General features: G+C 61.3%; 27 protein-coding genes. 18 read left to right on the top strand and 9 right to left on the bottom strand.

Annotated features, from left to right (window positions below; translation table 11 throughout):
- Window positions 1-24: 24 nt before the first annotated feature.
- Genes MFF30_RS10620 through MFF30_RS10610 form a run of 3 tightly spaced genes read right to left on the bottom strand, consistent with a single transcriptional unit; the run spans window position 25 to window position 1,028 of the window.
- Window positions 25-216 carry a hypothetical protein gene (locus tag MFF30_RS10620; protein WP_238279334.1) on the bottom strand — a complete coding sequence of 64 codons (192 nt, stop codon included), beginning with the start codon at window positions 214-216 and terminating at the stop codon, window positions 25-27.
- Between the two features lie 4 nt (window positions 217-220).
- Entirely contained in the window at window positions 221-754 is a 534-nt protein-coding gene (locus tag MFF30_RS10615) for a hypothetical protein (protein ID WP_238279333.1), read from the bottom strand.
- A gap of 4 nt (window positions 755-758) precedes the next feature.
- The gene (locus MFF30_RS10610; RefSeq protein ID WP_238279332.1) at window positions 759-1,028 is read right to left on the bottom strand and encodes a helix-turn-helix transcriptional regulator; all 270 of its coding nucleotides are present in this window, start codon (window positions 1,026-1,028) and stop codon (window positions 759-761) included.
- Window positions 1,029-1,116: 88 nt separating this feature from the next.
- On the opposite strand from MFF30_RS10610, the gene MFF30_RS10605 reads away from it, so the two are divergent.
- The 11 genes from MFF30_RS10605 to MFF30_RS10555 all read left to right on the top strand — a co-directional run bounded on the left by MFF30_RS10605 (window position 1,117) and on the right by MFF30_RS10555 (window position 6,809).
- Window positions 1,117-1,413, top strand: coding sequence for a hypothetical protein (locus MFF30_RS10605; protein ID WP_238279330.1), 297 nt, complete (start codon window positions 1,117-1,119; stop codon window positions 1,411-1,413).
- Between the two features lie 11 nt (window positions 1,414-1,424).
- Window positions 1,425-1,787 (top strand): hypothetical protein, encoded by a 363-nt coding sequence (locus MFF30_RS10600; protein WP_238279328.1) that lies wholly within the window; start codon window positions 1,425-1,427, stop codon window positions 1,785-1,787.
- A gap of 128 nt (window positions 1,788-1,915) precedes the next feature.
- Complete coding sequence (locus MFF30_RS10595) at window positions 1,916-2,539, top strand: hypothetical protein (protein WP_238279327.1); 624 nt, start codon at window positions 1,916-1,918, stop codon at window positions 2,537-2,539.
- A 66-nt stretch (window positions 2,540-2,605) separates the two neighbouring features.
- Complete coding sequence (locus MFF30_RS10590) at window positions 2,606-3,205, top strand: hypothetical protein (protein ID WP_238279326.1); 600 nt, start codon at window positions 2,606-2,608, stop codon at window positions 3,203-3,205.
- Window positions 3,206-3,262: 57 nt separating this feature from the next.
- On the top strand, window positions 3,263-4,330 hold the full coding sequence (locus MFF30_RS10585) for a hypothetical protein (protein ID WP_238279325.1): 1,068 nt from the start codon (window positions 3,263-3,265) through the stop codon (window positions 4,328-4,330).
- 77 nt (window positions 4,331-4,407) lie between these two features.
- On the top strand, window positions 4,408-5,502 hold the full coding sequence (locus MFF30_RS10580) for a hypothetical protein (protein WP_238279324.1): 1,095 nt from the start codon (window positions 4,408-4,410) through the stop codon (window positions 5,500-5,502).
- A gap of 4 nt (window positions 5,503-5,506) precedes the next feature.
- Entirely contained in the window at window positions 5,507-5,791 is a 285-nt protein-coding gene (locus MFF30_RS10575) for a hypothetical protein (protein WP_238279323.1), read from the top strand.
- A gap of 39 nt (window positions 5,792-5,830) precedes the next feature.
- Window positions 5,831-6,097: a helix-turn-helix domain-containing protein gene (locus MFF30_RS10570; RefSeq protein ID WP_238279322.1), complete on the top strand. Its 267-nt coding sequence runs from the start codon at window positions 5,831-5,833 to the stop codon at window positions 6,095-6,097.
- The gene (locus MFF30_RS10565; protein WP_238279321.1) at window positions 6,094-6,273 is read left to right on the top strand and encodes a hypothetical protein; all 180 of its coding nucleotides are present in this window, start codon (window positions 6,094-6,096) and stop codon (window positions 6,271-6,273) included. Before MFF30_RS10570 ends, MFF30_RS10565 begins: the two co-directional genes overlap by 4 nt.
- A gap of 92 nt (window positions 6,274-6,365) precedes the next feature.
- Entirely contained in the window at window positions 6,366-6,521 is a 156-nt protein-coding gene (locus MFF30_RS10560) for a hypothetical protein (RefSeq protein ID WP_238279320.1), read from the top strand.
- Window positions 6,522-6,533: 12 nt separating this feature from the next.
- Window positions 6,534-6,809, top strand: coding sequence for a helix-turn-helix transcriptional regulator (locus tag MFF30_RS10555; RefSeq protein WP_238279319.1), 276 nt, complete (start codon window positions 6,534-6,536; stop codon window positions 6,807-6,809).
- A 124-nt stretch (window positions 6,810-6,933) separates the two neighbouring features.
- Here the strand turns inward: MFF30_RS10555 and MFF30_RS10550 are convergent, their stop codons facing one another.
- From MFF30_RS10550 to MFF30_RS10530, 5 genes are all read right to left on the bottom strand, one after another.
- A complete protein-coding gene (locus MFF30_RS10550; protein WP_238279318.1) occupies window positions 6,934-7,257 on the bottom strand; it encodes a hypothetical protein in 324 nt (107 codons plus the stop codon).
- Window positions 7,254-7,880, bottom strand: a complete 627-nt coding sequence (locus MFF30_RS10545) for a nucleotide-binding protein (protein ID WP_238279317.1) — start codon at window positions 7,878-7,880, stop codon at window positions 7,254-7,256. Before MFF30_RS10545 ends, MFF30_RS10550 begins: the two co-directional genes overlap by 4 nt.
- Before the next feature lie 402 nt (window positions 7,881-8,282).
- The gene (locus tag MFF30_RS10540; RefSeq protein ID WP_238279376.1) at window positions 8,283-8,774 is read right to left on the bottom strand and encodes a Ros/MucR family transcriptional regulator; all 492 of its coding nucleotides are present in this window, start codon (window positions 8,772-8,774) and stop codon (window positions 8,283-8,285) included.
- A 185-nt stretch (window positions 8,775-8,959) separates the two neighbouring features.
- Entirely contained in the window at window positions 8,960-9,166 is a 207-nt protein-coding gene (locus MFF30_RS10535) for a hypothetical protein (RefSeq protein ID WP_238279316.1), read from the bottom strand.
- Window positions 9,167-9,202: 36 nt separating this feature from the next.
- Window positions 9,203-9,478, bottom strand: a complete 276-nt coding sequence (locus tag MFF30_RS10530) for a hypothetical protein (protein WP_238279315.1) — start codon at window positions 9,476-9,478, stop codon at window positions 9,203-9,205.
- 354 nt (window positions 9,479-9,832) lie between these two features.
- On the opposite strand from MFF30_RS10530, the gene MFF30_RS10525 reads away from it, so the two are divergent.
- From MFF30_RS10525 to MFF30_RS10495, 7 genes are all read left to right on the top strand, one after another.
- A complete protein-coding gene (locus MFF30_RS10525) occupies window positions 9,833-11,257 on the top strand; it encodes an alginate O-acetyltransferase AlgX-related protein (protein ID WP_238279314.1) in 1,425 nt (474 codons plus the stop codon).
- Between the two features lie 454 nt (window positions 11,258-11,711).
- Window positions 11,712-13,979 (top strand): Hint domain-containing protein, encoded by a 2,268-nt coding sequence (locus tag MFF30_RS10520; protein WP_238279313.1) that lies wholly within the window; start codon window positions 11,712-11,714, stop codon window positions 13,977-13,979.
- A gap of 405 nt (window positions 13,980-14,384) precedes the next feature.
- A complete protein-coding gene (locus MFF30_RS10515; RefSeq protein WP_238279311.1) occupies window positions 14,385-14,645 on the top strand; it encodes a hypothetical protein in 261 nt (86 codons plus the stop codon).
- Between the two features lie 332 nt (window positions 14,646-14,977).
- Complete coding sequence (locus MFF30_RS10510; RefSeq protein ID WP_238279309.1) at window positions 14,978-15,187, top strand: hypothetical protein; 210 nt, start codon at window positions 14,978-14,980, stop codon at window positions 15,185-15,187.
- Between the two features lie 118 nt (window positions 15,188-15,305).
- The gene (locus tag MFF30_RS10505) at window positions 15,306-15,455 is read left to right on the top strand and encodes a hypothetical protein (protein ID WP_238279307.1); all 150 of its coding nucleotides are present in this window, start codon (window positions 15,306-15,308) and stop codon (window positions 15,453-15,455) included.
- Window positions 15,456-15,458: 3 nt separating this feature from the next.
- Window positions 15,459-16,115, top strand: a complete 657-nt coding sequence (locus MFF30_RS10500; protein ID WP_238279306.1) for an SOS response-associated peptidase — start codon at window positions 15,459-15,461, stop codon at window positions 16,113-16,115.
- 211 nt (window positions 16,116-16,326) lie between these two features.
- Window positions 16,327-16,737: a DUF1236 domain-containing protein gene (locus tag MFF30_RS10495; protein WP_238279303.1), complete on the top strand. Its 411-nt coding sequence runs from the start codon at window positions 16,327-16,329 to the stop codon at window positions 16,735-16,737.
- Window positions 16,738-16,749: 12 nt separating this feature from the next.
- Here MFF30_RS10495 and MFF30_RS10490 read toward each other — a convergent pair.
- Window positions 16,750-17,364: PilZ domain-containing protein (locus MFF30_RS10490; protein WP_238279302.1), on the bottom strand; the 615-nt coding region annotated here is incomplete at its 5' end.

Below are 17,364 nucleotides of genomic sequence, written 5' to 3'. Positions count from 1 at the left end.
TCGGAGAGGCCGGCGCCGCTTCTGTTATGCCCGCTTGCGCCCATTGGAAGGCGCACGAGGCTGATCGTTAGCAACGGCAGGTCCGGCCAGGACGTGAGGCGCGTAACGGCTGTGCACAGCGTCCTTGATGGCGGGATCGGCCAGCGCGGCACGCAGATAGCCCTTGGTCCGCTGCTCAGCGGTCTCGGCCAGCGCTGCCAGTTCTTCGCGTGTCATAACCTCAGTCCCTCAGATCAATAGGATTGGCTTGAGCCTCGCCGATGTCAATTGCGGCCGATGGCAACCGCTTGGCTTTCCAAGCCTTGCGTCCGACCGAGGCGCGCGATGACGTGACGGCGTATCCAGCGCGTTCAACAGCTTGGCGGATCGCCTGGAACTTGAGCAGCGCCTTCTTCGGCACGCGCTCATCGTAGGTGATCCAGATGAACTCTTCTGGCCCGATCATCGAGAGAAGCCCCTTGAGACCGGTGAGGATGCTCACAAGGATTGTCTCTCGGTCCTGAGGATCAGCGATGAAGCCAGTATCCTTGCCGCTCCAATAGATGTGCTCTCCGTTGGTTGCGCCATCCGCTTCGACAATATGGAAGTAGAGTTCGGACAGCCCGCCGGGCAGTACGTCCAGCCCAACAGCCGCCGAGTAATTCAGCGGCTCAGCGTCATCGTGACCAATGCTGATGATGGCGACGCCCGCGATCCCGGCTTGAAAGACCTGGACGCGGAATGCCCCTTGGCTGACGGTACAGACGAAAGCCATCAGCTTAATGCCCGCCCTGAGTACCGTCTTTCCGGTCTCGGAACCGGATGCCCGCCCCTCCCCCGTTCTCGGGGATGAACTCCAGCCCGGCCTTCTCGAACGCCTCGGCCATCGCCTTGTTGTTCATGGTTGTTAGACGCGCCGTCTCATCCTTGGCTTCGAACGCGCCAATGGTGGATTTCGAGATGCCGGAAGCCTCAGCCAACTCCCCTTGACCCCAACCTGCAAGCGACCGGGCGGCCTTGCAAAGGCGAGGTGTGATCCGAAGCGACATCCTGGCTCCAAAGCTGTATTTTTATTGCAGGGCTGTTGACACGATGCAGACTGATATGCAGATATAACCCTGCAATCAGGATACAGCAATGTCTCGTAACCGCCAACTCTCCTGGACCGCTGCCACCCGCGCCATGAAGGCGGATCGCGACGTGCTCCCCGCCGGCTTCCTGTCCGCCCGCGCCATGGTCGAGTGCTACGTCCGCACCCGCCGCCCCCTCGTTGTCGCCGGCAAGTTCGATCGCTCCGCGATCATGGCCCACGCCGCTGCGGCCGCGAAGCTCCACCAGGACCGCACCGGCTCCACCTGGGCCACCGCGATGTCGGTCAGCTTGAAGGCCGCCTGGCAGGTCGCCAAGGCCGCCCAGCGCGCGGCCGCGCACTGAGGATCTGGGACATGAGCAAGCCCCCCACCCCTCCTGCGGTCCGCTTCCGTGTTGATCCCGCCTACGTGCCTGCCGACAAGGCCGCACGCCGGATGGGCCTGACGCCAGCGCAGTTCGCGACGTGCTGCCCCAAGCTCTACGCGCGGGGCTTCCCCGTGCCCGATGAGACGACCGGCATGTTTGACATCGAAGCCATGGATCGGTGGCGTAAGCGCCAGCGTCCCGACCTCTATCCGGAATTGACGGTCCGCCCTGACGAGCCGATCAAGATGCCTCCGCGCAAAAGCATGGGGGAGCGCTTTGTCGAGGCCCAGGAGCTTCGGCAGGATCTTCCGACCCGGAAGCCCCGCCCCGTGCGGAGGTCGGATCAGTGAGCGCTTCGATCCTCTCCCGCCGATCCTTGTTCGGGGCTGCTGCGCTGATCGGGCCGCTCCTCCGTTCAAGCGCCGCGCTACCGTCCGATCCGCTGTTGGCTGCAATCCGCATCACGGAAGCGGCCGACATGGCACACAGAGCCGCCGGGCTCGCCTCGGCCACGCACATGGTGGCGGGCAAGCTCTCGGCTGAATGGCGCGCCTACCGCGAGAAGCTGGCCCACGCCCGCTATGTGGCCCGCGCCAACCTCCACGCCCTGACGCCTTCGTCCCAGGACGAAGCTCGCGCCCTCATCGCCTACTATGCTGCTCGGGCCGAACGGGCAGACAGCACCGGGGCAACCCGATCAGCCCGTCGCCGGCTGCGAGAAGTCTTTGCCCGCTCCGGGGCTGTCCAGCCCGGCGCACCGCTTCCTGCGCTTCTGGCCGCCCGTGGAAATCCCCAAACGACCGACCCGGTGTTCGCCGCCATCACCGCCGCCAAGGCCGCTGACCGCGTGTTCACCGCCTCCCTGCGCGGTCTCGATGAGAACGACCCCGTGCGGATGGCTCGTGCCAACGCGCTGTCGGACGCAAGCTCGGACGCCATGAAGGCGCTCGGCGAGACCCGGCCGACCACGCAAGCCGGACTGCTGGCGCTGATCCGCCACTACGCCGACGACGCACAGTTGAACGAGCCCTACTCGGTCGGAGCGCACAGCCTCCTGTGCCTTGCGCGTCAGGTCTCGCCGCTGCCCCGCCCTGACAGCTAGGCGCCTCGCGCCCTCGGCACCGCCTCTTCCTCAGCCCTGACGACCCCAAGCCCCGGAGCCCCGGTTATGGCAATGACCTCGCACGCCTTCGATCACGTCCCGAACCTCAAGGACCCCATTCTCGCAGTCATCGACCGACATCAGGACGCCTGGAGCGTGTTCCAGGTGGCGCCGGAGGGCGAGGCGTCCGAAGCCGCCAGTCTCGAAACCTGCGACGCCCTGACGGCGCTGCTCGGTGCCTCCTGCGCAACCCGGTTCGGCTCCATCGCTCTCCTTCAACACCTCCGCTGGTGGTTGGCGGAGGAAGCCGTGAACGCCGATGGCTACGGCGAGCACTGGCAGATGGCGCAGGCCCGCGCTGCGGATCTCACGCTGTTCCTCGGCACGCCGCCGGTCCCGGCGCCCCCCTCCCAATGGCAGCCTATCGGGCACGCTGCCTCCCGCGTCGTTCGCCGGGCTCGCCTCTACGATGGTCCGGCCTTCGACTTCGCCGCCCGTGAGGATCAGCCGGGCGCGATCGAGCCTTGGCAGGCCATCGCCCCGATCCGGCCGGACACCCCCTACTCGCGGTCCCTGCGCCTCCTCGACGGCATGGGCGAGTCGTTCGCTGCCCTGGCGGTGATCTGCGCAGGCGCCGTCATCATCGCACTCGCCACCCTCGCCTGACCCGCCCTTCTCGCGGGCCGGACGGCTCGCGGACCCTCTCACAGTGGAGTCCTCGATATGCGCAACCCATTCGCCCGCATTGCCAAGCGCGACGCCGCCCGCCCCTCGCTCCGCGAGCGGCTGAACGCCACAAAGGCTAGGGCTAAGATCGTTCTGGCGATCAACAGGGGCCTGAAGGCCGCCGAGGCGCCGCCCGCGCCGGCAGTCGATCGCATTGCCCTCGTGAACTACGCCTCGTGGCTGCACATGGAGCGTCGCCTCGTATGTGCGGAGCTTTACCCGCACCGGGGCACTGACGCGGACAAGTTCGTGCTGTCGTGCAACGCGGCCGAGCGGTTCCACTTCCCGCATTCGGATCGCTATCCCGGCCGGTCCACGCTCTCGGCATCGGCCGCATCCCGCGCCGTTGACGTGCTCGACATGGTGGGGGTGGCTTGGCGCGAAGATCTGACCGAGCGCGAGCACCTGGACCCCGTCTCGGCTCAGGATAACGGCAAGCGCCCGGACGTACCCTATGGCTGGCCCGCGCTGGATGCGGTGCTGGTGACGGCCTGCGGGGATCTGCAACGGCTCGACGCTGCAACCCGTGCTCTCCTGAAGGACGACCCGCGCGACGCCTTCGACGTGCCCGGTTTCCAGGGGCTGGATGAGGAGCGCGGCGCGGTTCTGTCGGTGCTGGTGCGGGAACGCGCCGAAAGTCTCGCCGGCCTGAAGGCCAAGGCTAAGGCGATGCTGACTATGGAGGATTACGAGGGGATCGCCGACTTCGCCCGGTCCATCGCTGCGGATCTGCTGAATGCCAAACGCGGCATCCTTACACCCGTTGCCGATCCGATCCTGCCCATGATCGAGGAGGGCCGTCGCCGTCTGCGTGAGGTCGAAGCTGCATTCGCTGCGTCCGCTGATGCGGATGATGATGATCCCCGCTTCGTGGCCCGGAATGCGCTGCTCGGAGAGATGTGGGCTCACGTCGATGGCACGATCCTCAAGACGGTGCCGCACACCGCTGCTGGATGCCGCGAACTGGCCCGGTTCGCTGTTGAGTTCTTCAAAAGCCAGGGCGTGCCGATCTCCGATGACGAGCAGGCCGTTACGAACCTGATCGCGCAAAGCGTTCTGATCTGACGCTGCCGCCCTCGTTGCGGTAGCCGACCGCTGCCGTGCCCCCCCTTCAGTCTTGCCCGACCATAGGAGCGCCGCGCGTGCCCTCTCTCAAGCTGTCCAATCCCTTCCGCCGGGGCGGTGATCGCCCCTCCCTGAAAGACCGTGCCGCAAGCCTGAAGGCCACGGCGGCGCGGGTGATGAGGCGCAAGCCCGCTGACCCGTTTGAGGGCACGACGTGTCCCGATGGCTTCGTGCCGTACCCGTTCGACAAGCCGATGAGCTTCATGAACATCCGTGGCGTCATCCACGCAGAGGGCGTCCGCCTTCTGGATCTGGCCCAAGCCGAGTACGCCCGGCGGTGCGCCTTCATCACCGATGATGTGCCTGAGGATGAGCGCCGCGCTCGCCGGCAGGCACACAGGGCTTCTCTGCATCTCGACACCTTGGAGGCGCTTGCGAAGGGTCAGGAAGCAGCGCCGGCTGCGGTCCAAGGTAGCGCGCCGACCTCCCTCGGGCTGGCATGCGATTGGGCCATCGGGCACGTCGAGTGGATCAACGAAACCTCGAAGGCTGAGATCTGGGATGACGCCCGCCTTGATGAGGAGGCGGGGAAGTCCGATGCGGTTTGGGCTCGGGCGACCGTAGAGCCCTCCTTCACACTTGGGGACCTCTCAGCCAAGGCACGGATGCTTCTGGCTGACCTCGAAGGCGAAGCCCTGGATTTCGACGTGGAATTGGACGACCGGGACAGGCTTACCATCGCGGTGCTGCGGGAAGTGTCGGCGTTGGTCCCCGCCTTGCCGACCGGCGAGGAGGATAGGACCGCGCCGGCCTCGATACCTCAAAGCGATGAGCCGGCCACTCTGGAAAGCGCGGCAACCCTCTCTTTCGACGCCTACGAGTTCGATGACCCAATCCTCTCGCCTACGGAATGGGGCAACAGGATCCAAGAACAGATCTGGGGTCTGCTGCTCATGGACCGCCTTCTGAGGATGGGGAAAGCCGAGATGGTCACCTTCATCAGCGACGCCGGTCAGAAGAACGACGCGACTCCGGAAGGCATGTACCGCGCTCTGGATGGCGCTCAGGTAACTCTGGAGGGGTGGGGCAAAGCGCTCGATTTGGCTCGCACCCGGTACATGGTCGCTGCGTCCTCTGCGGTCCTCGATGCCACCCCGGCGGCTGAGGGCTGATCCGATGAGCAACGTTCGCACCTTTGCGCCTCGCCGGCCGACTGCTGCCTCTGCGCCCCTACCAGTCCCCTCCCCGGCCGAAGTCCGCCGCCAGATCGAGGAAGCAGCGCAATCTGCCCTCGACATCGCTGACCGGCTCATCGCGCTCCTCAATAAGATTGAGGGGGACACCGACCAAGAGGACGGCGGCGACGCCGAACCATCCCTCGGTGCTCCTGAAGGCCATGTCTCGCAGATCGTCTGGTTGCGTGGCTCCTCCTCTGACACCGAACTGGACGTCACCCGCTAGGTGCAGCCTGATCCGCTGCCGCCACGGCAGGAGGACTCCATGACGAAGACAACGACCTTCCCGACCGAGAGCAAGCGCCGGCCCCTGATCCGCGAGAAGCCGGCGCCGATCGCCTACCGGATCAACGACGCGGCTGACGCGATCGGAGTGGGGCGGACCAAACTCTACGAACTGATCGCTGCCGGGAAGATCCCGGCCAAGAAGCGCGACGGCCTCACATTCATCCGGGCCGTCGATCTTGATGCGTACATCTCGGGCGGCGAGGACGTCGGCCCCCTTTCCAGCATGCAGGACCTCGACCGATGAAAACCCGCCTCACGATGCGCGCCGCCCTGGCGCTCGGCCTGCCTGCCGTCGCCCGTGACATTGGCCGCATGAAGCGCCTACGGTGCAATCTCCTGACGGAGGCGGGGCACGAGGCCGGACGCGGCAACGTCGTCACGGCCACCGTGCTCGTCGCCCTCTACGTGGTGGCGTTGTGATGCAAAAGATCCGAGCGGCACGCCCTCGTGTCAAAGGTGACGGAGCGCCGAGGGCTGGGGCAACCGTCACCCCAGCCGAGATCGAGGAGGCGATGGTCTACACCGCCTACCTCGTTGAAAAATATGGGGATGCCAACGCGCCGATCTTAGATCGCCTGATCGCCGACCATGAGGAAGCGCAGCGCCAGAGGCCCCCTCGGGATCGAGCCCGGCGCGTGCTTGATGCCTACGGCCCCGTCACCCGGTAGCGAGAGGGCTTGATGAGCCGCGAACGCCTCTATCCTCCGGACTGGCTCAACACCGACACCGCCGCCTACATGGTCAGCATGTCGGTGGACACGTTCAACCGCCGTGTGGACGACGGGACATTCCCAAAACCAGTGGTGCTCGGCGGCAAGCGGCTCTGGCATCGCGGCCGTCTGAGTGAGTCTCTGGACCGTCTCGACCCTGCCTATGGGTCCGATGACGACCCGATCATGGCTGCCATTCTGGCGAAGTCGAAGGAGCGTGAGAGCGCTCGGGCCAAGAAAGGCTGACGCCCTATAGGCCCGGCATCGCAACCGCATTGCGCAAATCGATCGCCACCATGGATACGTCGTCTCAGCCACATAACCGCGCGAGCACACATTCACGTAGTCACATAACTACGTCATCACGCGGCTATATGTCTTCTGAGCTTTTCCCCTGCGCGTGGCCGCGCTTCTGCAACATCAGCAACAGGCCCTCGCGATAGAGGGCCTGAGCCGTGGTGTTGGTCTCGAACGCGAGCCGGCGGATCAGGTCGAACGTCTCGGGCTTCGCGTAGAGGCTTCGGTGCACGTCGCCCTCGCGGGTGCCACGCCCTGCTCGTCCGCCCTTCCCACCAGGGATCTCATCGTCACGCAGTTGCGTGTCCGCGTGTTCATCTGACTGCGTGTTCACATGATCATGTGGCTTCCCAAAGATTGCTTCTCCGGAGAGGGATCGGCGCGGGGGCTTGCTCACGTGAGGCTTTCCATCTGCTGTTTCGTCCAGACCCAGAGCGCGGCGATCTCGGCTGCCGCCTTCCCGGTCGGATTGATCTCCACGACACCGAGGCCCGACGCGGCTGCGTCGCGGAAGTCAGTTCGATCCGCCACGGGTGGCGCAACGAGACCGCCGGCCCCGAGGGCAGCGAGGGCATCGGCGGTGCGCGCCTGGGTGATCGGGTTGGTAGCGTTGAGGACGAACCCGAACGGTCGCTTGAGAGACTTCAGCCGCTCGACGGTTGGCCGAGCCGCCCGAAGGTCCAATGCCGAGGGCCTGACCGGGACGAGGGTGAAGTCGGACTGCTTCAGGGCTGTATCGACCTCGGGGCCGAACGTGCCGGCCGTGTCGAGGATCACGAGGGACACCGCCTTAACTTTGCGCGTCTCGGCGAGCCAACGGGGCAGGGCGGACGGCTCGACCTCACGGAACACGATGTCCTTGGGTTCGCGGATGCGGCCCCACTCGGCGAGAGACCCTTGCGGGTCCAGATCCACGACGACGACGCGCTCGCTGGCTTGGCGGGCAGCGACGGCGAGGGACCCGGCCAGCGTGCTCTTGCCGCTGCCGCCCTTCTGACTGGCGAAGCATAGGACGTTCATGCGGGCATGTGGTCACATGACTGCGCGGCTGTGCAAGCACGTAGCTGCGCAGCTTCGCACCACGTTGGTCACCGTGGCCGGGCGAGCACACCCCATCCGGTCGCATCATTATGTACTCACATAACTACATTCTCGCGTTATCGCGTGCTTGCGTTGTCGGCTTCCCTGGCGTAACTTCCGATAAACCGCATTCTCGAAAGTTACTGGCAAGCGGGTTGAATGCGCGCGGATAAAGTGAAGCCTTGGCTATGCCACTGGTCGATGGCACCTTCGGCGCGCGACTCCCCCTCAAGCTGGCCAGCGGCTCGCCTTGCACAGGCTGACGGCGGATAAGTTGCTCTCTCGGTATCACGCCTGCGCCACCAGAGGCGGCGACATAGAAGCCACCGCCCCTTCAAAGTCTCACTCGGCAGCGACATTTTTGCGTGGCCGTCCAGCCTTCTTCTTCGCCTCGGCCGGGGTCTCCGAGATCACATCCCCCGCATCCGCGACCTTTGCCGACGCCTTGGTCTGGCCCTTCCGATTGTTGCCCAGCCCCAGGGCGCGTGCGAGTTCGGAGCGCTGCGCCGAGTAGCTGGCGGAGGTCATTGGGTAGTCAGCAGAAAGACCGTGCTTGGCCCGGTATGCTTCGGGGGTGAGCCCACGAAGCGTGAGGTGGCGGCGCAGCGTCTTGTATGGCTTGCCGTCCTCGAAGCTGATTAAAGCCTCATGCGTGATGCTTTTTTTGATCTGAGCCGGCGTTGCCTTTTCAACTTCGTCCTTTTCTGGACCGGTTGATCCATCGGCAGCAAGGCTGCTGATAGCAGCGTGCACGCTGCTCAGCAGGTTGCCCAGCTCGCTCGTCGGAATGGAGTTGTTGGACACGTAGGCCGATACAAGATCGGCTGTCAGCATGATGTAGGCGGTGTTCGTGGTTTCGGTCGCAGGCCCAGTTTGCTCTTCCACTTTTTGTTCCTCTGATTTGGGTGAAGGCTAACGCATCCACGTCATCTTCAGAGAAATCAAGATGCTGTCGACATGATGTAGTGGCAATCGGTCCGAATTTGGCATCTCAGACAGAGGAGGCCTTGTCGTCACTTCTATGTAACGAGCGACCGGATCAAAGCCCAAAGGGCTTGATGTTCGGGGCCGCCGCTGTCGAGGCTGAGGAAGATCGGGAGCGCCATGTCGACCACGTTGCCGCCTGAGGGCTGGTTGGCGGTGTGCCGCACGAAGGTGTGCCCGGTCGAGGCATCGATCAAAAGGTCCCAGCGATCTCCATTCGAGCTGGCGTAGAGTTCGCGCATAGGCGCCTCCTGCTGTGTGCTTCTGCCCTGGCGGCGTCAGCTTGCCAGGGCCTCGGTAGCGTATCGGACACGTGCTGAGCCGTCAGCCGGCAACCCGGCGGCCTTGCACCAGGCACTGAACGCCCCTGGCTCAATCGGCACGCGCACGACCTCGACGCCACTGCGCTGGACCTCGCGCTCAACCTGCTCGGTGGCGGCCCGCCACGCCTCGTACTGGATCGGCAACTTGTCACCATCGGACAGGCTTTGGCGTAGCGCCTCGTAGTGCTCTGAGGCGTACCAGGGCAGGGCGACACTACGGGGACGGCTCATCGAGGGCTCCAGCTAAGGACAGTCGGCCATCTGTGTGTCCGCCTTTGGGCTACGCTTCTGCAATGTCAACCAGGGCGATCCCCTCGAAACGCCCCTCAAAGATTCTGAGGGCCTTGGCGGTAACTTCATCGAGTGCCATCATACGAAATAGATGTCGACACTCTTGCCAACACAGGAAATGAAGCATGCTGAGTTAGCCCGTCTATCTACCAACTGTCACTGCGTGGTCCATATTGGGCATTTTCGTACAAGTATTTATGAATCAAAGCCTGCAATCTATTATAATATTCTACTAGAATTCAAATGTAAACTTAAACAGGCATAATTCTATTATTATAGCTGATAAGGTGAAGCATGATTGATTTGAAGCCGTACTTTGGATCTCAGGTTGATGGGAAAAACGGCCAATTATTCTATACAGGAGCTGAAGGCGCGACGAATTTAATATCGTACTATACGAATGGCGTCGCGGAGGATGCCATTCAGTCGTGGAGGCAAACCTTCGCTCGACGTGGAAGGGAACTCAAGAAGAGGGGTATTCCCTACCATGTCATCATCGTTCCGGGCGCTCACGTGGCATGCGGGAATGATCTTCCGGATCATCTTCACGGAAAGATTAAAGCACCTTTTCCCCAATTGTCCGCTGTTATGGACGGTGCCGAGGGCGTCACACTCCACGATGCTCTGCCCGATCTCGCCGTCGCTGATACACCCTTTCGGACCTACCGTCGGAACGACACGCATTGGACCGATTACGGGGCGTATCTCAACTATCAGGCGGTGAGCAGGCGCGTAGCGCTTGAGACCAAAATCGGACTTGTCACTCCGGATGATTTCTCCGTCGAGCTAAAGAACGCCTTTGGAGACCTCTCAATTCATCGTGTACCCGAGGGGGCGCCCGAGTTGATCCCGATACTAACGGTTGGCGGGAGGCACCACGCTCGGACAGTGCAAAAGAACACCACCGTCGTCCGAAACCGCTTGATCCGGATGGAGTCCGACACCGCGCCGGAGACATCTGCGTTCTTCTTCCACGACTCCTACGGAACAGCGCAGGCGAAGTTCTGGGCTAGAAGTTTTAGTCGCACCTCGTTCGCGGGCGTAACGCACCGCGTGTATTTCGATGCGATCGATCGAGACAAGCCTGACGTCGTGTTCTCGATCATGGCAGAGCATCGCTTATTTCAGAGACCGAACGACCATGATCATTGGACGTTTGAGGATGATTTCGAGAGTGACTGCAAATCTCCGGCAGGCGTGAAGGCTGCGAAGATCCTCGTGCTTTATCGACAGCAGAAACTGGCTGAAGCCGTTGAGGCCGCGGCGGGTCTTGATCAGGAAGTTGGCTTCGGAGCCTATCATGCCCGCGTCGCGGCCCAGGCCTACGTCGCGGCTCATCGTTACGACGATGGTGTCGCGATGAGCCAGACGGCACTGTCTCTAGCCCCTCAGAGCCCCTCGAACCTCTGGATGGCGGCCTATGCGAGTGTTTATGCTGGCAAGCCCCATGACGCCGTCACACTTGCGACCTGGGCAGTTGCAACAGACCGATTCAATGGCGCCTGGGCTGAATTGCTGGCCTCCGTACTGATCGGGCTTGGCCGCTGGGATGACGCAGCGGCCCTATTGGAAAACACGGTTCCGCAGATTGATGACCATCCCGAACTCTGGCGTCACCTGGCCCATGTACGGGACATGCGCGGCCAGTTAACAGCACGAGACGAAGCTCGGGCCAAAGCGGCGGCTCTCGACGGACAGGACTTGAGACTCGCATCCTGATCGCGCCGATGCGCATACTCATGCAAATGGGGGCCTGTCCGTAAGGCAGACCGAGCATACTGTTTTCTCGACGTTAGATTTCCAGTCAGGGTTTCCCGACATAAATCGGGCTGTCTGTTTCTCAGCCATCCTCAAGCCTGCCTAATGTCAGAATAACGATTGGATCTCCGACAATGCCGAGCTATGCAATTTGAGCAGGCGAAGCTTCTACGAAGCATGCTTGTGAAGGAGCTGGCTTTTAATGGCCGCTCAAGGTGGCTTTATGCCTGTCCGCGTCTTGATAAATGAATCTCGAGATATACGCCCTGAAAACAAATCAATCGTTGCAATTCGGCAACTGCGCTCATTTTAATTTAAACAGCCAGTTGCTGTTTATCGGCGGTCAAAATACTAATTTTTAGTCGATGGAGCAATATGACTGCATCTTACCTCAACCCACGGAGTCAATTTAGCTATGGCTGTTAATCGTGTATCCGTAGGTTCTGATGGTACTCAGGCAAATGGCAGTAGCTCTAATCCCATTATTTCACCTGACGGCACGAAGGTAGTTTTTGAGTCTGATGCAACAAATCTAACGCCTAATGACACAAACGGGCAGAGAGATATATTTCTCAAAGATCTTGTAAATAATCAGATATCTAGGTTGTCTGTTTCCGCGAACGGGGATCAGGCAAATGGATTGAGCAGCAACGCTTCATTTTCTCCGGACGGAACAAAAGTAACCTTCACAAGCATTGCAAACAATTTGGTTCCAGGCGATACTAATGGTGCATTCGATAGCTTCGTAAAGGATATAGCCACAGGCTCAATCACCCGCGTCTCATTAAGCTCTTCTGGAGTGCAATCTAGCGGAGGCGACAGTGGGACGCCTGTGCTGTCACCAGATGGAACTATGGCTATCTTTCAAAGTAATGCGAGATTTTTACCTCAAGATAATAATACTGCTAACGATATTTATTTGAAAAATCTAACTACCAACGCTACTACTTTAGTTTCGTCATCGTCTGATGGCGTACCAAATAATGGAACTCAGACCTATCGTCCTTCTTTTGCAGAAAACGGCTCCAAGGTTGCATTTCTCAGCAATGCATCAAATTTAGTTCCAAACGATACGAATAATAATATTGATTTGTTTATAAAAGACCTGCAATCTAATAATATAACTCGAGTATCAACCGCTTCCGATGGATCTCAAATTGCTGGAGCTACAAATCAATACGCAATATCACCAGATGGATCCAAAGTTGCGTTTACAAGCGGCGCTACCAACTTGGTGCCAAATGATACGAATGGCAGGGGAGATGTCTTCCTAAAAGAATTGAGCTCGGGGGTAGTCACACGGATTTCGACGAATTCCGATGGATCTCAGTTAAACAATACCAGCACAAATCCGGTATTTTCTGCGGATGGCAAGTATTTAGCCTTTGAAACAATTGCAAGCAATGTCCTTCCAAATAACTCTGCCCCGGGAGGTGGAGTTGTGACAAAAAATCTGAGCACCGGTGAGACAACATTTGTGTCTCGATCTGTTGATGGCTCAACAGGAGAAAGTGGTATCAATCCAAGTCTATCTGCTGATGGATCAAAAATTGCTTTTCAAAGTTTTAGTACGAACTTGACGACGGGGGACACGAACGGCGTAAGCGATGTGTTTGTCGCAGACCAAGTCGTTTGTTTCGCAACTGGTACCAGAATTCGTATGAGCGATGGCGAAGTAGCGGTCGAGGATCTGCGCGAGGGAGATGTGGTCGTCACGGCAGAGGGGACGCGTCGCCCGATTACCTGGATCGGGCACCGCCATGTAAACATTGCCCGCCACCCTAATCCCGAAGCAGTCTGGCCGGTGCGAGTACTGGCCAACGCATTTGGAAACGGCCTACCGCAATGTGATCTATACCTGTCGCCCGATCATGCCGTGTGCGTCAGAGTCCTCGATGAGGTGCTGATCCCGATCAAGCACCTCATCAACGACGCCACGGTCGCTCGGGTGAAGACCGAGGCGGTGACCTATTGGCATGTCGAACTCGATGCGCACGACATCCTCCTGGCTGAGGGGATGCCGGTCGAGAGCTTCCTCGACACCGGTGTGCGCCACTTTTTCGCCAACGCGGATGGTTTCACCTCCCTACATCCAGATTTTCACCCGCTGACCCTGTCCGATTTCTGCCGGCCGCTGGTGCAGGACGGCCCGATCGTAGATGCCGTGCGCATGCGACTGCTGGCCCGCGCCGAGCATCTCGGCTGGAGCCTCACGAGCGAGGACGACCTGCACGTGCTCGCCGATGGCGTGAGGCTCGACCCCCAGCGCGTGAGCAACACTGCTCGCTTCATCCTGCCGGCGACGGCCAAGGACGTGCGTCTTGTCTCACGAAGCTTCGTTCCGGAGCGAGTGCGGGTGGGAGCCGGTGACGGGCGACGCCTCGGTATACCTGTACGCGGCATTTCCGTTCTAGATGCTTGCGGTGTGACGCGCGTCCTTCCAATTGATCATCCGCTCTTCGTAGACGGCTTCTCGTTCGTGCAATGGCACGAGGCGGAAGCTTGGCGTTGGACGGATGGCGATGCGGCACTTCCCGCGGTTCTTTGGGAGGGTGCAACTGGCGAGGTTGTACTTTCGATTGAGACCGCCCCTGAGCACGGTCAGATGAAGGCGTGGCTTGCGCCTACGTCCACCATAGAGGTTGATCTTACTCAGGACACTTCGCTTCCGAGAGTCGCTTGATGCACTCCATCACAAGAACTCGCTCCTCAAGTGATCTTTAAAGGCGTTGGCCCCGCGAACCATCATCGGCTACGTGCGCAGGGCCAATGCCCTTCGAGATCAATCGGGAAGCGGGTTCCTGTAGGAGACCGCAAGGCTCAATCAATGGCTTTCCAGCAGGCTGCAACCGCTCCAAATTTCGTCGTTGTATGTAAAATACCTGCTTAATAAACAGAGATTTGAGCGGTCTATCTCACACTGCTTCTCAACATTTCTAACGACGGGCGCCAGAGGCCCTGGCTTTAATCCGGCTCATCGTGTGTTGAGCGGCACGTCAAGAATGAGACCGGCACCCCATCTTAGTTCCAGACAGAGAGAAACGAGCCAACTACCCGGTTCGTACTGTAAAGGAGCTAGTAAGCTTTTATGAAGACCCGTATCGCCGCTCTCGCCACCGCCCTTGTCCTTGGCGTCGCCCCGATCTCGTCCGCGATGGCTTACGACAGCCCCTCCCGTTACACCGCCTTCTCGCCCTACGACGTCGAGACCACAGGCTCGGTCAACGATGTGCGCCGTCCGCCGGCCTATATCGGCTGCCCGATGAGTTCGGCCGCCGAGGGCAACGCCAACCAGCCGAGCTTCCCCACCCAGCAGTACGGCCAGACCTCTGGCGGAAACCGCTGCTGATTGGTAGGGCAGGGGACAACACGATGCTGCTGAAAGGCTTCTCCTACGCGATGGCCGCTGCCTTTGTCGGTGGCCTCGCCTTCACGGTCGCTGGCTCGGCCAACGCTTTCCTAAGCCTGTAAGAGCTACCTGAACCACGCTCGCTGACCCGTCCGGCCCATGGCTGCGGCGGGTCTTCCTATTGCGCTTGACGGGTTTCAGCGGGGCAGCGTCACGCTCCCCTCGGCAAGCTCTTTCTGTCACCTTTCCCCGGTCTGCACAGGTCATCCACAAAGCGTTTGACCCAGCACAGCGAACGATGTTCCGCTTTCGTACTCACGAGAGAGGACGCCATGACCGCTGCGCAGATCGCCGAATTGGTGGCCATGAGCGAGGCTGAGATGATCGCCCTTGCCTACGAGGAGGCGGCCGGCGGTGACACGCGCCGCGCCCTTCGGCAGGCCATCGAGGACGTCATGGCTCTCGAAAGGAAACTCGCGGCCACCGAGCGAATGGTCTCGCACGGCTTCGTCCGAGGGGGCTTGCCCTCCAGGGCCGCATGACGTGGAGCGCCTATGCGATGTCCGCGCCGAACGCCTCGTGATCCTGTGTAGCCCTTGCAAGCGGCGTGGGTCCTATCGGATCGATCGGCTTCGCCAGCGCTTCGGACCTCACGCCTCGGTGCTGGACGTCTACCTCGCCCTCACGCAATCCTGTCGCTTCCAGCGCGAGGTCGGCAGCCGGACACCCAACGTCTACGGTATGACATGCCGGGCCAAGCTCGACACAACGGGCGGACCAACGGTGGCGGGCCTGCCGTCGAGGACCTGAGCCATGTGCAACCTCTACAGCCTCGTCACGCCCCAGGCCGAGATCCGCGCCTCCTTCGGCGTGCCGGTCGATCGCACCGGTAACCTGCCACCCCTGCCGGGCATCTTTCCCGACCAGCGCGCGCCTATCGTGCGGGTGGCCGAGGACGGCGAGCGCGTCATGGAAATGTTCCGCTGGGGTATCCCCGGCCCGAAGCAGTTCGGCGAGCACCCCGTCACCAACGTCCGGAACGTGAAGAGCCCGCACTGGCGGCCCTGGCTCAAGCCGGAATACCGCTGCCTCGTGCCGGTCTCGTCCTTCAGCGAGTACGCTGACACCAAGCCGAAGAAGACGCCAACCTGGTTCGCCCTCGATGAGGATCGCCCCCTGTTCGCGTTCGCCGGCATCTGGCGGCCCTGGACGGGGGTGCGCGGCACGAAGGCCGAGAACCCCGACCGCGTCGGGGAGGAGCACCGCCTGTTCTCGTTCCTGACCTGCGAGGCCAACGGCGTAGTCGGGCCGATCCACCCGAAGGCGATGCCGGTGCTGCTGACGACTCCGGAGGAGTGGAGCACTTGGCTCGCGGCGCCCACGGAGATCGCCCTGGAGCTTCAGCGGCCGCTACCGGATGCGATGGTGCGAATCGTGGCTACGGGTTCTCGTAGGGATCCGGCGGAGTAAGGCGCCGGTGTCAGAGAGACCCAACGGGCTCGGGCGTTCCATGATGCCACGTTCGGCGCGTTGGGAGGCAAGCCCGGCGAGGCCAAGCGCTAAACCTGACCTCAGGACCGGTAGAGGACGAAATTTATTAACGATAGAGCCCAATGGATTGCTTCTGGGACCGTACCTCACGGACCGCTTGGCCTTATTAGCGAACCGGGAGCAGCAACCGATGCATCTGAGAGCAGCAGTAGGTGTGCTGATGGCTATGGGCGTCGCCACGGGCGCTTATGCGCAGGGGCTCACCCGTGGCGCACAAGACGGGGCGGAGCGTGGAGGCAATATCGCAGGACCTTTGGGTGCCGCCGTGGGAAGCGCGATCGGAGGAGCCGTAGGAACAGCCAACGAAATCCTCGGAATTGATCGCAGAGAGCGCTTTCGAATCTACACGCGGGGCGAACGCCGTCCATCGTTTGCATATGAAGGCAAAGTGCAGGTCGGCGTGATCCTACCGGAAGATGGCGTCGTCTACTACGACGTACCCCCAGAATTTGCACTCAAGGGGTTGAATTACACCATCGTCAATGATCACCCAGTCTTGGTCGAACCAGGGACACGCCGCGTCGTTGAGGTGATTGACTGACTGCCCGCAACGTCAATTGCCTAACGCTCGAACTCGCAGACCTGTGTCGATCGCCGACAGGAACTGCACGTTCAGGCCGGTGTCGGAACGATGCCGCACGACGCAGTCGAATTGGCGGCCGTCTGCTTCGACGACGACTTCGAACCGATCGGGCACCCTAGTAGGTTGGGGGAGATGTAACCGGGCGCCGCCCTCCGATATGTCGCGGATGGAGCAGGCAATGCGGCCGCCGCCGGGCAAGCGGATCCAGGCCGGCAGAAGGATACGTGCCCGTCGTTTGGTGCGACGCTCCTCCATCCCAATCGTCCAGTTGTCCAACCCAGTGCTGATGCTCGACACGCCCTCAGCGGCCTGCTGCATGCTGGTCAGGATCGCACCCGTAGCCTGGGCCTGCTCGTCCATCGAGGCGGTGACGCCGTCGACGTGCTGGCTGATTGTACCGATCGCTGCCGTGATCGTCGCCAGGGTGGTGGCGACTTCGGTGGAGACAGCCTGCATGCCGGCGATCTCGCTGCTGATCCGGTTCGTTGCGGCGGCAGCCTGACCAGCCAGGTTTTTTACCTCAGTCGCCACGACCGCGAAGCCGCGGCCAGCTTCCCCTGCCCGGGCGGCCTCGATGGTGGCGTT

The sequence above is a fragment of the Methylobacterium goesingense genome (genome assembly GCF_022179225.1).
GTDB lineage: Bacteria > Pseudomonadota > Alphaproteobacteria > Rhizobiales > Beijerinckiaceae > Methylobacterium > Methylobacterium goesingense.
Note: the sequence above shows the minus strand (reverse complement) of the source record. Positions and strands in the feature narration are given on the sequence as shown.

Coding starts and splice junctions, on each gene's coding strand:
- MFF30_RS10600 (WP_238279328.1), top strand. CDS start 1,425: ATGAGCAAGCCCCCCACCCCTCCTGCGGTCCGCTTCCGTGTTGATCCC.
- MFF30_RS10620 (WP_238279334.1), bottom strand. CDS start 216: ATGACACGCGAAGAACTGGCAGCGCTGGCCGAGACCGCTGAGCAGCGG.
- MFF30_RS10575 (WP_238279323.1), top strand. CDS start 5,507: ATGAGCAACGTTCGCACCTTTGCGCCTCGCCGGCCGACTGCTGCCTCT.
- MFF30_RS10585 (WP_238279325.1), top strand. CDS start 3,263: ATGCGCAACCCATTCGCCCGCATTGCCAAGCGCGACGCCGCCCGCCCC.
- MFF30_RS10525 (WP_238279314.1), top strand. CDS start 9,833: ATGATTGATTTGAAGCCGTACTTTGGATCTCAGGTTGATGGGAAAAAC.
- MFF30_RS10615 (WP_238279333.1), bottom strand. CDS start 754: ATGGCTTTCGTCTGTACCGTCAGCCAAGGGGCATTCCGCGTCCAGGTC.
- MFF30_RS10605 (WP_238279330.1), top strand. CDS start 1,117: ATGTCTCGTAACCGCCAACTCTCCTGGACCGCTGCCACCCGCGCCATG.
- MFF30_RS10555 (WP_238279319.1), top strand. CDS start 6,534: ATGAGCCGCGAACGCCTCTATCCTCCGGACTGGCTCAACACCGACACC.
- MFF30_RS10560 (WP_238279320.1), top strand. CDS start 6,366: ATGGTCTACACCGCCTACCTCGTTGAAAAATATGGGGATGCCAACGCG.
- MFF30_RS10565 (WP_238279321.1), top strand. CDS start 6,094: ATGAAAACCCGCCTCACGATGCGCGCCGCCCTGGCGCTCGGCCTGCCT.
- MFF30_RS10515 (WP_238279311.1), top strand. CDS start 14,385: ATGAAGACCCGTATCGCCGCTCTCGCCACCGCCCTTGTCCTTGGCGTC.
- MFF30_RS10510 (WP_238279309.1), top strand. CDS start 14,978: ATGACCGCTGCGCAGATCGCCGAATTGGTGGCCATGAGCGAGGCTGAG.
- MFF30_RS10520 (WP_238279313.1), top strand. CDS start 11,712: ATGGCTGTTAATCGTGTATCCGTAGGTTCTGATGGTACTCAGGCAAAT.
- MFF30_RS10495 (WP_238279303.1), top strand. CDS start 16,327: ATGCATCTGAGAGCAGCAGTAGGTGTGCTGATGGCTATGGGCGTCGCC.
- MFF30_RS10610 (WP_238279332.1), bottom strand. CDS start 1,028: ATGTCGCTTCGGATCACACCTCGCCTTTGCAAGGCCGCCCGGTCGCTT.
- MFF30_RS10540 (WP_238279376.1), bottom strand. CDS start 8,774: ATGCTGACAGCCGATCTTGTATCGGCCTACGTGTCCAACAACTCCATT.
- MFF30_RS10595 (WP_238279327.1), top strand. CDS start 1,916: ATGGCACACAGAGCCGCCGGGCTCGCCTCGGCCACGCACATGGTGGCG.
- MFF30_RS10570 (WP_238279322.1), top strand. CDS start 5,831: ATGACGAAGACAACGACCTTCCCGACCGAGAGCAAGCGCCGGCCCCTG.
- MFF30_RS10590 (WP_238279326.1), top strand. CDS start 2,606: ATGGCAATGACCTCGCACGCCTTCGATCACGTCCCGAACCTCAAGGAC.
- MFF30_RS10500 (WP_238279306.1), top strand. CDS start 15,459: ATGTGCAACCTCTACAGCCTCGTCACGCCCCAGGCCGAGATCCGCGCC.
- MFF30_RS10530 (WP_238279315.1), bottom strand. CDS start 9,478: ATGAGCCGTCCCCGTAGTGTCGCCCTGCCCTGGTACGCCTCAGAGCAC.
- MFF30_RS10545 (WP_238279317.1), bottom strand. CDS start 7,880: ATGAACGTCCTATGCTTCGCCAGTCAGAAGGGCGGCAGCGGCAAGAGC.
- MFF30_RS10535 (WP_238279316.1), bottom strand. CDS start 9,166: ATGCGCGAACTCTACGCCAGCTCGAATGGAGATCGCTGGGACCTTTTG.